Origin of the sequence: Acinetobacter sp. ANC 7912, from assembly GCF_039862785.1 — a bacterium.
GTDB classification, from domain to species: Bacteria; Pseudomonadota; Gammaproteobacteria; order Pseudomonadales; family Moraxellaceae; genus Acinetobacter; species Acinetobacter thermotolerans.
On the sequence record NZ_CP156795.1, the window covers coordinates 1,390,019 to 1,403,583 of the forward strand.

The window sequence follows — 13,565 nt, forward strand, 5'->3', positions numbered from 1 at the left end:
CAATAAAAAAACCACGCCTGAGCGTGGTTTTTTTTATATAACCTGCCTGCTTAGTGATTTTCAGAAGCATGGTTGATCGTGTATTTTGGAATTTCAACTTCCAGATCTTCATCCACAATCTTAACCTGACAAGACAGGCGTGAATCAGGTTCCAGGCCCCAAGCACGATCGAGAAGGTCTGCTTCCACATCACTCATTTCTTCCAGGCTGTCGAAGCCTTTACGCACGATGACGTGGCAAGTCGTACATGCACATGACATATCACATGCGTGTTCAATTTTAATTCCGTTGTTTAACAGGCTTTCACATAAATTGGCATTCTGCTCAACTTCAAACTCAGCACCTTCAGGGCAAATTTGCGCATGTGGAAGAACTTTAATACGTGGCATAGTCTTTACCTTAAATTTAGTTTGAGTTTGACCAGTCGTCGAGTTTGGTGCCTTTGAGCGCAGCATCAATGTGCTGGTTCATACGTAGTGCTGCAAATGCATCGCTATGTATTTTAAGCTGTTCGACAGCAGATTCAATGGCTTTAATATCTGTGCCTTGCAGCTCCTGCTCAAGTTGGGCTGTGGCTGCATTCAGGTCATTCAGTTGCTGTTCGCTTAACAGTTTGGCATCAACTTTCAGCGCCTGATTGAGTGCTTCAAGTTCACGTTGTGCTTCAACCTTGGTTTCCTGAAGATGACGCAGGTTTTTGTCTTCTTCTGCGTACTTGTAACCTTCAAGCAATAAACGCTCGGTATCTTCACTCGACAAGCCATACGATGGCTTGATATCAATGTGTGCTTTCACACCAGACGTGGTTTCTTGGGCAGATACCGTCAGCAAACCATCTGCATCGACTTGGAATGTCACTTCAATACGTGCTTGACCTGCAGTCATAGGTGGAATGCCTCGCAGTACGAAACGGCCTAGGCTACGGCAGTGATCGACCAGATCACGTTCCCCTTGTACCACGTGAATCAGCATAGCAGTCTGACCATCTTGATACGTGGTGAATTCCTGACGACGTGCAACTGGAATTGCAGTATTACGTGCAATCAGACGTTCCACTAACCCACCCATGGTTTCTAAACCAAGTGAAAGCGGAGTTACGTCGAGTAATAACGAACCATTTTTACTGTTACCAATCAATTGATCGGCGGTAATAGCAGCGCCAATGGCAACCACTTCATCCGGGTTGATGGTACACAAAGGTTCCTGATTAAAGACTTCACGCACCGCTTTCTGTACTGCGTAGGAACGGGTAGAACCACCTACCAGTACCACATTCTGAATATCATCCAGTTCCAGCTTGGCGTCACGCATTACGCGCTTACAAACGCTGATAGTTTTATCCAACGCAACTTTAATGATTTCTTCAAAAGTTGGACGGTCTAAAGTTAGGCTATGGTCCAGAATTTTCAGCTCAACTGATTCTTTGTCGCTGAGTGCTTCTTTGGCACGACGGGCAGCGGTAATGAAGTGTGCATATTCTTCATCATCCAGGTGTTCCAGATCCAGCTGTTTTTTAGCCCACTTCAGAATCAGGCGATCCAGGTCATCACCACCTAGTGCGGTATGGCCACCAGTTGCCAGGACTTCGAAGACACCTTGAGAGAAACGCAGAATCGAAACGTCAAACGTACCGCCACCCAAGTCATAGATCACATAGTTACGATCGGTGCTCAGGTTGGTTTCCTGATCCAGCCCATAAGCCACTGCAGCCGCGGTAGGTTCATTCAGTAAACGCAGGACATTTAAACCAGCCAGTTGAGCAGCATCACGGGTTGCCTGACGCTGTGCTTCATCAAAATATGCAGGAACAGTAATTACTGCACCATTAATTTCATTTTTTAGACTTGCTTCAGCGCGGTCTTTCAGCTTTTTTAAGATTTCTGCTGAAATTTCAACCGGGGTTTTACGACCTTGAACGGTTTCAAAAGCAGGCATCTCATTCGCTTCACCTACCAGTGTGTAAGGATGCTGGAATTTGATATCCGCCTGTGAACGGCCCATAAAACGTTTCACAGAAACGATGGTATTTTTCGGGTCGGTGGTAATAAATGGTGCAGCCTCATAGCCGTACTGTGTGTTTTGCTCTGCATAATGAACGATGGAAGGGAGTAACACACGTCCTTGTTCATCATTGAGTACTTTGGCTTTACCTGATAGAACCGTGGCTACCAAAGAGTGGGTGGTGCCTAAATCGATACCAATCGCAATGCGGTGTTCATGCGGTGCACTTGATTGACCTGGTTCTGCAATCTGCAAGAGAGCCATAGTGTTACATCCTTTGCACGTTAAATATTAAAGAGAAAAATTAAAAATCGTCGTCAAGATCAAAGCTGTCATCATCGAGGAAGCGATCTTCCGCCTTGTCGATATCGGCCATGACTTTTACAAAGAAACGCAGTTTGCGCACGGTATCGCGAGCTTCACCCCAATCTTCATCGTCATAATCAATCTTGAACTCTCGTACCAGACCATCAATCCACTGTTGAACTTCCACTTTAAGTGAAGACAGATCTTCTGCCGAACGGGCTTCATCCAACTGTTCGCGGATTTCCAGGGCATCTTGCAGGAACTCAAAATCACTGATGGATTGATCCAGATGATAATCCTGTTTTTTCAGTGACAGGAGATAAGCTGCACGGCTATCCACTGAAGAAAGCACTTTGAATGCCTGGTTGATTTCACTTGATTTGATCAGGGCCTGGTCTTTGTCTTCAGCTTTATCCGGGTGATATTGTTGTTGTAGCTTCAAAAATTCTGATTTTAAAGCAGCAGTATCAATATCCAGTGAGACGGGAAGATTGAACAACTCAAAATGATTCATGGGAGATAGGGTCCACGATTAATAGGTAAAATAACTGCGCTAAGCTAAAAAACGACGGCCTAAATGCAATTAAAACAGTGTAGGTGACACTGTTTTAATGCTGCAAGGGAACGGAGAAGTGAACGCTTAAACTTTAAACAGTAAAGGATTCACCGCAACCACATTCACCTTTTTTATTTGGATTGTTAAATTCGAAGCCTTCGTTCAGACCGTTCTTGACATAGTCCATCTCTAAACCTTCGAGATAAACCAGGCTTTTCGGGTCAACGAAAACCTTAACACCAAACTGTTCAAATACTTGGTCGTGTGCATCGACTTCATCAACGAATTCGAGTACATAAGCCAAGCCAGAACAGCCTGAAGTTTTCACACCAACGCGAATGCCTTCACCCTTACCGCGATTTTTCAGGTAATTGCTGATATGAGTTGCAGCATTTTCAGTTAAATGGATCATGAAAACTCCGTTAATCTTTCTTCAGAAAATACGTCAGCGATTAAGCTTTAGCTTTTTTGCTACGGTAGTCTTCTACAGCAGCCTTAATTGCATCTTCAGCAAGTACAGAGCAGTGTACTTTTACTGGTGGAAGTGCCAGCTCGTTTGCAATGTCAATATTTTTGATCGCTTGCGCTTCGTCCAGAGTTTTACCCTTTAACCATTCGGTGACTAGGGAGCTAGACGCAATTGCAGAACCACAGCCATAAGTTTTGAAGCGTGCTTCTTCGATTACACCTTCATCATTCACTTGAATTTGCAGACGCATCACGTCGCCACATGCAGGTGCACCCACCATGCCTGTACCTACGTTTTCTGCATTTTTGTCTAAAACACCAACGTTACGTGGGTTTTCATAATGGTCAATTACTTTGTCGCTATAAGCCATGTTGCTTCTCCAAACCTCGGGGTCAGCCTAATATTAAATATGGGGATTAAAAATCTTTTATCAATGAGATAACAACACAAATGTTGTTATCTCAGTGTCAAAATTAATGCTCAGCCCATTCAACTGTAGAAAGGTCGATGCCTTCCTTGTACATATCCCAAAGCGGAGAGAGTTCACGTAACTTCTCAACAGCAGCTTTAGTAATCTCTAGTACATGATCAATGTCTTCTTCAGTGGTGTATTTACCAAAGCTGAAGCGGATTGAGCTGTGTGCAAGTTCGTCTGACAGGCCCAGAGCACGTAATACGTAAGATGGTTCAAGAGTTGCAGATGTACAAGCTGAGCCTGAAGATACTGCGCAATCTTTAAGTGCCATCATTAGCGATTCACCTTCAACAAAGTTGAAGCTAACGTTCAGGTAGTTGGCTACGTTTTGAGTCGGGTGACCATTCAGGAATACCTGCTCAAGTGAGCTTAAGCCATTCCAAAGTTTGTCACGCAGTACGCGAAGACGTTTTTGTTCAGCTTCCAGGTTTTTACCCGCAAGTTCAAACGCTTCACCCATACCCACGATCTGGTGAGTCGCCAATGTACCAGAACGCATACCACGTTCGTGACCGCCACCATGCATTTGTGCTTTTAGACGTACACGTGGTGAACGACGTACGAACAGGGCGCCAATACCTTTAGGACCATAAATTTTATGAGCAGAGAAACTCATCAGGTCGACTTTCATGGTAGAAAGGTCGATTTCAATTTTGCCGGCAGCCTGTGCAGCATCCACGTGGAAGAAAATCTTTTTCGCACGAGTGATCTCACCGATTGCAGCCACATCAGTCACGGTACCGATTTCGTTGTTTACCATCATCAGGGAAACAAGAATGGTATCTGGACGGATTGCAGCTTCAACCATCTCTGGAGTAATCAGACCAGTTTTTGGTTGTGGTTCCAGATAAGTGATTTCAAAGCCTTCAGACTCTAATTCACGGCAAGTATCCAAAATTGCTTTGTGTTCAATTTTAGAAGTGATGATGTGCTTGCCTTTAGATGCATAGAACTGAGCTACACCTTTTAGGGCAAGGTTGTCAGATTCAGTCGCACCAGAAGTCCATACGATTTCACGTGGGTCAGCTTTTACTAAGTTAGCGACTTGCTCACGTGCGTATTCAACTTTTTCTTCCGCTTGCCAGCCGTAAGCATGTGAACGTGATGCTGCGTTACCAAAGGTGCCTTCGTACGTTAAGCATTCCATCATGCGTTCTGCAACTTGAGGGTCTACAGGAGTGGTTGCTGCATAGTCAAGATAAATCGGACGTTTCATGTCAAATACCTGTAACCGATAAAAGGGCTGAATCAAAAGATGCTGAATTTTGGCGCAGTGACACGGTTTGTACGTTGTCACGGGCTACCAGGTCAGCAAGCGTGATTTTTGCAAGATAATCGGCAATGTGGTGGGAGAGTTCCTGCCATAAATCGTGAGTCAAGCACATCGCGCCATTTTGGCAGTTGCCTTTATGGTCGCAGCGAGTGGCATCAACTGTTTCGTTTACAGCTTCAATGATTTCTAACACTGTGATGTCTTGAGCATTGCGAGCTAAATGGTAACCACCATTGGCACCACGGACACTCGAAACTAAGCCATGACGTTTTAGTTTGGCAAATAACTGCTCAAGATAAGCAACGGAAATCGTTTGGCGTGCTGCAATTTCAGCAAGCGTGATCGTTTGTTCAGTTGGCTGCAAAGCTAGATCAAGAAGAGCAGTCACTGCGTAGCGACCGCGAGTGGTTAAGCGCATGATTCGATACACATGGTTAGACTAGATGTGTCGATTTTAAGAATCCTGACTAAAATAGTCAAGTTTTTTTATTATGCAAATTTGAAGGCTAATGATGCAGAAAATAAGGATTTAATGACTGAACCAATTATACACTAATAACGTAACTAAAAGTACAGTGATTAGACCAAAGATGGTATTGACTATTTTCTGGCGACGCTGCATGCGACGGATCCGGTTTTTGTACTGTTTGACTTCGACCTGCAGACTGTTAATGCGGGAGCGTTGCTGATCGATTTTATCCAGAAGCGGAGCAATACGGCTCCGTGACGCCACCACATCACTTTCATCAGCCGGTTCATACAGCCACTGTTTCCAATCTGCCAGAAGTTTTGGTAGGGCGAATAAAGTCAGCAGGTCACGGAATTCATCTTTAAGCACCTTGTCACCATCAATACGCATGGCTTTGATGCTGCGACGATTGCCAAAGACAAAGATTTTAATTAGGTCAGCAAGCGTGGTACGTACATCCAGATCAATGATCTTATTTGGTGGCATGTAATCGAATAGCAGACCTTTGTCGGTAAAGCGCACATAAAAATCGAAATAGGGAATATAGCTATTGATTTTTATCGCAATATTTTCGTCAATGAATTTTTTAGCTTGTAAGGCAACGACGCGATCATGTTTTAGAATGAAAGTGAAGAAGGTTTCTAAAACAATTAAAGTCATTGTCAGCAAAAAATGCGGCTGCTTTTGACTTTGTTCCGATTCGCTCATAGATCCTGACCAGTCCTTTCCTAAAAAATGAAATATAAAGCTTCCTGCCTGGGTAATATTTCAGGGATTAAACTTAATTTGTTAAATAAGTTGCTTTGTAGAACAGTTTAGCAAAACTGGCAAGTGCTAAGTTTGCTAAAATGCTATCATTTTGTAGATTTATATATAGAATCTGCATGGAAAATAATCAGGAGACAGCAAAATGGACAAACCTGAAGTCGAACAAGAAGCAGTAGCGGAAGCTGGAAAAAAAACATCGAAAGGCAGGTCTAAATCAGGCGCTGAGCGTAAATCGGTTCTGGATTTTCGGAAATATACCAAGCAGATCTGGCTGGCAGGGCTGGGCGCATTTTCCCGTGCCGAGGAAGAAGGCAACAAATTATTCGACTCGCTAGTCAAGGTTGGTGAGGAGCTGGAATCCAAAACCACAGACATTGCGGATCAAACTGTAGAGAAGGTCTCAGAAAAGGCCAAAGAATCGGTCACAGATACCAAAGATAAAGTGGAAAAGCTGATTGATCACTCTGTTCATCATTCCTTGAATCGTATAGGATTGGCGACTGCGAAGGATGTGCAACAACTGGAAAAGCTGCTCCTTCAGCTGCATGAAAAAATGGATCGGCTTATCGCGGATCAAGAGCAGTTAAAAGAAGAAATGTCGAAAAAAACACAAAGAAAGTGACTTTATTCATTATTCAAGGTTTTTTTCGCCTATTTTTTAAAAAAAAACAGGTCGAAGAGTATTGCGTTTAGGGCTAAAGCATTGTTATAAAGTCGTTAAGGCAACTTACACAAATTCTTGGACCTTAAATAAACGATATTAAGAGGACGTAATTTTCATGAATAAATCAGAATTAATTGATGCAATTGCAGAAAAAGGGGGATTATCTAAGGCTGACGCTGGTAAAGCTTTAGATGCTACAATTGCTTCTGTTACTGAGGCACTTAAAGCGGGTGATACAGTTACTTTGGTTGGTTTCGGTACTTTCGGTGTGAAAGAACGTGCTGCACGTACTGGCCGTAACCCACAAACTGGTGCGACACTTGAAATCAAAGCAAGCAAAGTACCAAGTTTCAAAGCTGGTAAAGGCTTAAAAGACGCTGTTGCTTAATCGAATGCAGCGACCAAACGCGCCTTATTAGGCGCGTTTTTTATTGCTTGTCGAAATATTCAGGATTAACACATTCATTCAACGGGTTTTTTCGGTTAAAATCCCACGCAAATAAAATATTGGAATACTTATGGAATCTTTTCGTAAAGTTATTAAGGGTTGGTTGGGCAAGGTTTTGCTCGTTCTGTTTTTAACCCCTTTAGCACTTGTAGGTATTGAAGGATATTTTAGTAGCGGGAACAAGGATACGGCCAAGACGGTTAATGGTACGGATATATCGAAAAAAGAACTTGAATCTCTGACAAAAACATTCAAACAACAATATCTGGCCTATGCCAATGGCGATGAAACTCTATTAAACCAGACATTCATTGAGCAGAAAGCTCTGGATACGCTGGTTGCGCGTACCTTACTGTTACAGCAAGCCGAAAAGCTGGGTATTAGCCTGAGCGATCAGCAGATTGAACAGATGATTGCCCAGCAGCCGAGCTTCCAGGAAAATGGTCAGTTCTCTAATGCGCTGTACGAGAATTATCTGAAATCTGTCGGTATGAACAGCCGTCAGCTGATTGCCAGTCTGCGTAACGACCATGCGCTGAAAATGCTGTCATCGACTTTTATGGACTATCCATTGGTCAGCAAGCTGGATATTGAACAGATTGCCAATCTTCAGACTGAACAGCGTCACGTACATATTGCCAGCGTCAATCTGGATAACTACAAGAAAAATGTCAAAGTCAGCGATGCTGAAGTTGCAGCGTATTATGAAAAACACAAAACCGTATTCAAGCAGCCAACCAGCGTGGATGTGGACTATGTGGTACTAAGCCCAGCCAATATTCAAACTGAAACAGCTGCAGCCACTGAAGCTGAACTGCAAGAAGCCTATAAGAAATTTGTAGATTCACAAAAGTCTGCGGTAAAACCAGATGTAAAACACATCCTGATTACGGCAGATAGCCGTTCTGAAGCAGAAGCACAAAAACTGGCTGCAGACGTCGCAGCGAAAATCAAAGCAGGTACTAGCTTCGCTCAGGCAGCAGCGCAATATTCTGAAGATCCGGAATCTAAGGCGAAAGGCGGTGCGATTGCTGTTTATGAAACTGGCGTATTTGGTGATGCCTTCGATAAAGCGGTTGCTTCACTGAAACCGGGTGTAGTTTCTGCACCAGTAAAAACAGATTATGGTTATCACATCATTGCAGTTGAAACCCCAAATGTGGATGTTCCATCATTTGAATCACAAAAAGCACGTCTGACTGAAGAAGTACTGGCTGCAAAAAAAGCCAATGCCTTCTCAGATACAGTGAATGGTCTGAATGACATGGTGGTGAGTGCTGACTCATTGGATGTGGTGGCTCAGGAAGTGAAAGGCATACAGGTTAAGTCTGCTAAAGGTGTGACTTTAGCTACTCGTGATCCATTACTCAGCGATGCAAATGTGAAAGTGAAGTTGTTTAACGATGACGTGAAAAATGGTGATCGTAATGTTTCTTCAAGCATTCAACTTGCGAATGGCGATGTGGCTTGGGTGAAAGTGCGTAACTACTATGCAGTGGGTGAGCAGCCATTTGCTGTAGCAAAACCACGCGTCAAAGCTAAACTGATTGAAGAAAAAGCACTGGCAGCAGCGAAAGCGCAAATCCAGAAAACCCTGGAAGAGTTCAAAACCAAACCTGCAGCATCTGTAGCAAAAGGTAATCTATCATTTGAAGATGCGGGTATTTATACCCGTGCCGAAGGTTTGCTGAAACGCGATGTACAGCGTGCGGCATTTAGCTTGAAAGCACCTAAAGCCGGCTTCTGGTCAGTGACGACTGCTAGCCTGCCAAATGAACTGGTAGTCGTTGCAGTATCTGAAGTGAAGAAAAATCCGATTACGGTGTTGAGCGAAGAACAACGTCAAGAGTTGATGAAACTCTATTCACAACTACGTGGTCAGCAAGAGTTTGATGACTACACTCGTTATCTGAAAGCGCATGCGAAAATCAAATAAGTGATTTTAGTCAAAAAACCAGCCTGAGGGCTGGTTTTTTGTTGCCAGAATTCGCTCAAAATTAGGGTCTGTTGACACTTACTGTTCATAATTAACCCTATAAAGGTAGCCATAAAAATATACAGGCTAAGGCAACAGAACTTTGATAATTTCTTTTGAGCTTGTCATATCGAGTAGCTATTCCTCTAAATTGCTTTAATCTACAAAACATATTTTCAACTAAATGCCTGATTTTATATAAATACCAGTCCATATGATCATTGTTCGATTGGCTATTCGTTTTCTTTGGTATATTCGCTTTAGTCCCTGTTTTCCTGATCTGTTCACGCAGTGGTTCTGAAGCATAGCCTTTATCTGCACATACCACTTTTGTCTCTTTTAAATCTAATGTTGATATTAAATCAGGCGCAACTTTAACATCATGTGTGGTTCCATCGGTAATCATGAAATCAATAGGATTACCATGTGCATCAACAATCAAATGTATTTTTGAGGAGTTTCCTCCTACACTTTTAGAAATAGATTGATTCGCTATGCCGGCAGAATGTTGATGAGCACGTACATGAGAGCCATCAATAAAAATCCACTCCATATCGGGGCATGAGGCTAGTAATTTGAATAATCTAAGTAACTTACCGCTGCTTGACCAACGATTAAAACGTTTGAAAATAGAGTTGGAATGACCAAAACAAGAAGGAATATCTCGCCACGGACAGCCTGTTCTAATTCTATAGAGAATAGCTTCAATAAAATTGCGTAAATTTGAGTTGTGGTGAATGGATAAATTGCGCAGAATAACTTTCAACTTTTGCCAGTGTTGATCTGTCAGCATGGTACGAGGCATAGCGAATAGTAAAATTGGGTTTGGTGATTTGATTTTACTACTTCGCTATTTTTTTAAGCTAAAAGTGTCAACACACCCTAAAGAAAACAATCTATTGGGTAAATAAAAATCAGATTAAAACCGGTTTAAAATGAGATATGAAAAATAATAAAAGCTCAAGAATATCAAGGAAAAGACAGTATGTGCCATGTATGGATGGATCGCCTGACGCGGCGATTTTACAAAAATATTATGCTTGGTTTATTAATGTTATTGGTCTCATTATCATCACATGCTGCTGAGTTGAATTTCCGTCATATTCTGCAACAGGAACGTAGCTGGGCCGGACTTAGCAGTAAAAAGCTCAAAGTCAATGAAATTGAATGGAGCTATAGTGAAGGCGGTGATCTAGCTAAGCCGACTTTGTTACTGCTACATGGTCTTTCCGGTACCCGGGACAACTGGAACCGGGTCGCGCGTTATCTGACACCACATTACCATGTGATTATTCCAGACCTGCCTGCGTATGGGGAAACCCTTGTTCCAACGGATTTTGACTTGTCCATTCCGAATCTGGCAGAAAAATTACGCCGCTTTATTGATGCTGCACAACTGAATCCAAATTTGCATATTGCCGGGCATTCCATGGGTGGAGCAGAAGTAAAATCCTTGCTACTGGTGGATAGCGCTGGTGTGTATCAGTCTGCTAATACACCTTATCTAAAAGACATGACTCATTTGAATGATCTGGTAGTGAGAAAAGCGGGTGATTTTGACAAGCTGATGAATCTGGTGATGCAGTCGCAGCCTTTCATTCCGGTTGAATTACGTGTTGCGCAGGAAAAACTGATGATTCAGCAATCGTCTAATACCTATAAAATGGTTGAGCAACTGGTGACTATGTCCAAACTATATACGCCGGACTCTTTCGCATTGATCGTGCGTGGACTGGAGCAACCGGTATTTATTGTCTGGGGCAAGCAGGACAGGATTATTAATGTAGAAGCTGCTTATGAGTTAAAAAATCTGCTGAAAAATGCTGCGCCACCACTCCTTCTGGAGGGAATTGGACATATGCCGATTCTTGAAGCTGAGCAGTTAATGGTGCAACCTTATCTTAAATTTCTGCAGAAAATTAAATGAGAGAGCAAGAAAAAAGCGGGAGATTTTCCCGCTTTTTGTCAGCCTGTTTTATTCAGCCCGAACCTTGATTTCATAGCCAGTATATTTACGGATATTGATCACGCCGGTATCCAGGATTAAATACTGGCCTTTAATCCCTTGCAGCTTGCCACGGATAATTGGGGTTTTATCCAGGTTATGTGACTTGATCTTTTCAGGATAGCTTTCTACCGGATAGATAAACTCACGTGGACGTTCCTGTTCAAGGATTTCCACATTTTCATTGAAGTCTAGACTCATGCTGAACTCATCACGGATGGTGGTGATTTGTGGAGCAAATTCATCCAGCAACTGGTCACGGATATCGATCAGATTAATCGGTTCGGCTTCGCCTTTGAGGAGTTTACGCCAATCAGTTTTATCTGCGACCTGAGTGCCAAACATAACTTCCAGTTGGCCGGAAAGGCGTCGTGAACCCACTTTCATAATCGGCAAAGCCTGAGTCGCCCCTTGGTCTAACCAGCGGGTCGGCATATGACCTTCACGGGTGATTCCGACTTTCAGTGCGCTAGAATTAGCCAGATAGACAATATGAGGCTGAAAGCAGACTTCATGGGCAAACGTATCTTCACGACAAGTGCCGAGGTGATAATGACAGGTTTCCGGCTTCATGATACACATGTCGCAAGAAGCCTTGGTCTTGAAGCATTTAAAGCAGTGTCCCTGCGAGAAAGATTTGGAAGTCTTTGCACCGCAAGAGACACAGTAGATATTGCCGGTCCATTCAATCTCGATTTCCTGGCCAAGATTAAATGGAAGGTCAATTTCTGAACGATCTAGGATAAATTTATATTCAACATTTGCCCGGTGTATATCTTGTTCAGTTACACTAAGGTTCTTGAGACCGGCGTGCATTTTATGGCAAATGCCCTGAAGTTCCATGAAAAATTACTCACTTAAATCATAAGGATGCAGTTATGGCTGAACAGAATGTTATTTCGTCGATGTTAGATGATTTCGCGCAGGAACAGCCAATCCAAACTGCGATTTGTATTGGTCAGGATCTGACCCAGGTCAAGTTCAATCAGTCGATTCAATGGCATTATTTTAACGTATCTGAGTTCCTAAGTCTGCCTTTTCAGCAACGTTATGATCTGGCCGTCGTGATGCTGGATACTGCAGAAACCAGTGAACTTTCAGACCAAATCATTGGGCAAATGCTTGTGAAACTGCGTGATCTGTTTGCCCGTCGTCTGGTAGTGGTTAGCCGTTTGCAAGATGAAAAGTTGCTGCGTTCTTTAGGCTTGACGCAACTGATTGATAAAACGACGCATGATAGCGACTTTGCCTTGTGGCAATTTAATATCCTGACCTATAAGCATGTGCCAGACTGGTTTAACTCCAAGTTCTGGGCCAATCCCGAAAACTGGGACAAATACCGCTGGTAATGATCTACTCATAGAAAGTTGCTTAAGATTGCTTGCACTTCTTAACAATTTCCAACAGGTGCGCTGCCAAAGTACCACGTATGCTGTAAGAAAGCTTTACAGGAAATACGGGTATGACCAACCTTAGTAATATTGTGGAAATCTTGGCCAAGCAGGCCTTAGGTGGTGGGCAGCAACAACAAAATCCAAACCAGAATCAATCCCAACAGTCTCAAGGTGGTCTGGGAGGCATTTTAGGTGCTGTGCTTGGGCAATTGAATGGTGAGAATGCAGGACAACGTTCTAGCCCGCAGGGTGGCTTGGGAGGGATTCTTGGTTCGGTGCTGAGTCAGTTGGGTGGCGGTCAATCACAGCAACAGCATCATCAACAACCTAATCAGCAGCCTCAATCTTCTAGCCTAGGGTCAGGTGGAACCAAAACATTACTGATTGCCGTGTTGCCGTTGGTATTGGCCTGGATTCAGAAACAGGGTGGTCTACAAGGGGCTTTGGATAAGCTCAAAGGTCAAGGTCTAACCAATCAGGTTGATGACTGGGTATCGACTGGGCCAGGTGATAATGCGCCGATTGATAATCAGCAGCTGCAATTTCTGTTTGATGATCAGGAAGTGGAACAGGTCGCTGAACAGGTACATGCGCCGAAGCAGGATGTGTATAGCGCTATCTCCAAAGTCTTGCCGGAGATCATCGATTCCCTAACGCCACAAGGTGAACAGACTAGTAAGCAGGAAGCCAATAATGATATTCAGAATGTACTGAATATAGTGTCGGGTTTTCTGAAACGTTAATGGATATTGGTATAAAAAA

The 13,565-nt window shown here is 43.2% G+C and carries 16 protein-coding genes; 6 read left to right on the forward strand and 10 right to left on the reverse strand.

Features of this window, described 5'->3' with window-relative positions; all coding sequences use genetic code 11:
• Positions 1–50: 50 nt before the first annotated feature.
• From fdx to ABEF84_RS06870, 8 genes are all read right to left on the reverse strand, one after another.
• A complete protein-coding gene (gene fdx, locus ABEF84_RS06835) occupies positions 51–389 on the reverse strand; it encodes an ISC system 2Fe-2S type ferredoxin (RefSeq protein ID WP_034588838.1) in 339 nt (112 codons plus the stop codon).
• A gap of 16 nt (positions 390–405) precedes the next feature.
• Complete coding sequence (gene hscA, locus ABEF84_RS06840; RefSeq protein WP_347456318.1) at positions 406–2,265, reverse strand: Fe-S protein assembly chaperone HscA; 1,860 nt, start codon at positions 2,263–2,265, stop codon at positions 406–408.
• Positions 2,266–2,305: 40 nt separating this feature from the next.
• Positions 2,306–2,821 (reverse strand): Fe-S protein assembly co-chaperone HscB, encoded by a 516-nt coding sequence (gene hscB / locus ABEF84_RS06845; RefSeq protein WP_347453990.1) that lies wholly within the window; start codon positions 2,819–2,821, stop codon positions 2,306–2,308.
• Between the two features lie 133 nt (positions 2,822–2,954).
• Positions 2,955–3,275 (reverse strand): iron-sulfur cluster assembly protein IscA, encoded by a 321-nt coding sequence (gene iscA, locus ABEF84_RS06850; protein ID WP_034588843.1) that lies wholly within the window; start codon positions 3,273–3,275, stop codon positions 2,955–2,957.
• Between the two features lie 40 nt (positions 3,276–3,315).
• Positions 3,316–3,702 (reverse strand): Fe-S cluster assembly scaffold IscU, encoded by a 387-nt coding sequence (gene iscU, locus ABEF84_RS06855; RefSeq protein ID WP_034588846.1) that lies wholly within the window; start codon positions 3,700–3,702, stop codon positions 3,316–3,318.
• A 103-nt stretch (positions 3,703–3,805) separates the two neighbouring features.
• Complete coding sequence (locus ABEF84_RS06860) at positions 3,806–5,023, reverse strand: IscS subfamily cysteine desulfurase (protein ID WP_034588847.1); 1,218 nt, start codon at positions 5,021–5,023, stop codon at positions 3,806–3,808.
• 1 nt (position 5,024) lies between these two features.
• Complete coding sequence (locus ABEF84_RS06865) at positions 5,025–5,498, reverse strand: Rrf2 family transcriptional regulator (protein ID WP_034588848.1); 474 nt, start codon at positions 5,496–5,498, stop codon at positions 5,025–5,027.
• Between the two features lie 111 nt (positions 5,499–5,609).
• On the reverse strand, positions 5,610–6,257 hold the full coding sequence (locus ABEF84_RS06870; protein WP_347453992.1) for a hypothetical protein: 648 nt from the start codon (positions 6,255–6,257) through the stop codon (positions 5,610–5,612).
• Positions 6,258–6,459: 202 nt separating this feature from the next.
• On the opposite strand from ABEF84_RS06870, the gene ABEF84_RS06875 reads away from it, so the two are divergent.
• The 3 genes from ABEF84_RS06875 to ABEF84_RS06885 all read left to right on the forward strand — a co-directional run bounded on the left by ABEF84_RS06875 (position 6,460) and on the right by ABEF84_RS06885 (position 9,365).
• Positions 6,460–6,939: a phasin family protein gene (locus tag ABEF84_RS06875; protein ID WP_347453993.1), complete on the forward strand. Its 480-nt coding sequence runs from the start codon at positions 6,460–6,462 to the stop codon at positions 6,937–6,939.
• 157 nt (positions 6,940–7,096) lie between these two features.
• On the forward strand, positions 7,097–7,369 hold the full coding sequence (locus ABEF84_RS06880) for an HU family DNA-binding protein (RefSeq protein ID WP_004786051.1): 273 nt from the start codon (positions 7,097–7,099) through the stop codon (positions 7,367–7,369).
• 130 nt (positions 7,370–7,499) lie between these two features.
• Positions 7,500–9,365, forward strand: coding sequence for a SurA N-terminal domain-containing protein (locus ABEF84_RS06885; RefSeq protein WP_347473262.1), 1,866 nt, complete (start codon positions 7,500–7,502; stop codon positions 9,363–9,365).
• A gap of 97 nt (positions 9,366–9,462) precedes the next feature.
• Here ABEF84_RS06885 and ABEF84_RS06890 read toward each other — a convergent pair whose 3' ends face one another.
• On the reverse strand, positions 9,463–10,209 hold the full coding sequence (locus tag ABEF84_RS06890; RefSeq protein ID WP_347461136.1) for an IS5-like element ISAba31 family transposase: 747 nt from the start codon (positions 10,207–10,209) through the stop codon (positions 9,463–9,465).
• Between the two features lie 246 nt (positions 10,210–10,455).
• Here ABEF84_RS06890 and ABEF84_RS06895 point away from each other — a divergent pair, with 246 nt between their 5' ends.
• Positions 10,456–11,331: an alpha/beta hydrolase gene (locus ABEF84_RS06895; protein ID WP_347473811.1), complete on the forward strand. Its 876-nt coding sequence runs from the start codon at positions 10,456–10,458 to the stop codon at positions 11,329–11,331.
• 48 nt (positions 11,332–11,379) lie between these two features.
• Here the strand turns inward: ABEF84_RS06895 and ABEF84_RS06900 are convergent, their stop codons facing one another.
• Positions 11,380–12,252 carry a DUF2797 domain-containing protein gene (locus tag ABEF84_RS06900; protein WP_347453996.1) on the reverse strand — a complete coding sequence of 291 codons (873 nt, stop codon included), beginning with the start codon at positions 12,250–12,252 and terminating at the stop codon, positions 11,380–11,382.
• A gap of 35 nt (positions 12,253–12,287) precedes the next feature.
• On the opposite strand from ABEF84_RS06900, the gene ABEF84_RS06905 reads away from it, so the two are divergent.
• Both ABEF84_RS06905 and ABEF84_RS06910 read left to right on the forward strand, forming a co-directional pair.
• The gene (locus ABEF84_RS06905) at positions 12,288–12,758 is read left to right on the forward strand and encodes a DUF6231 family protein (RefSeq protein WP_347473261.1); all 471 of its coding nucleotides are present in this window, start codon (positions 12,288–12,290) and stop codon (positions 12,756–12,758) included.
• 113 nt (positions 12,759–12,871) lie between these two features.
• The gene (locus ABEF84_RS06910; protein WP_347453998.1) at positions 12,872–13,546 is read left to right on the forward strand and encodes a YidB family protein; all 675 of its coding nucleotides are present in this window, start codon (positions 12,872–12,874) and stop codon (positions 13,544–13,546) included.
• Positions 13,547–13,565 lie beyond the last annotated feature (19 nt).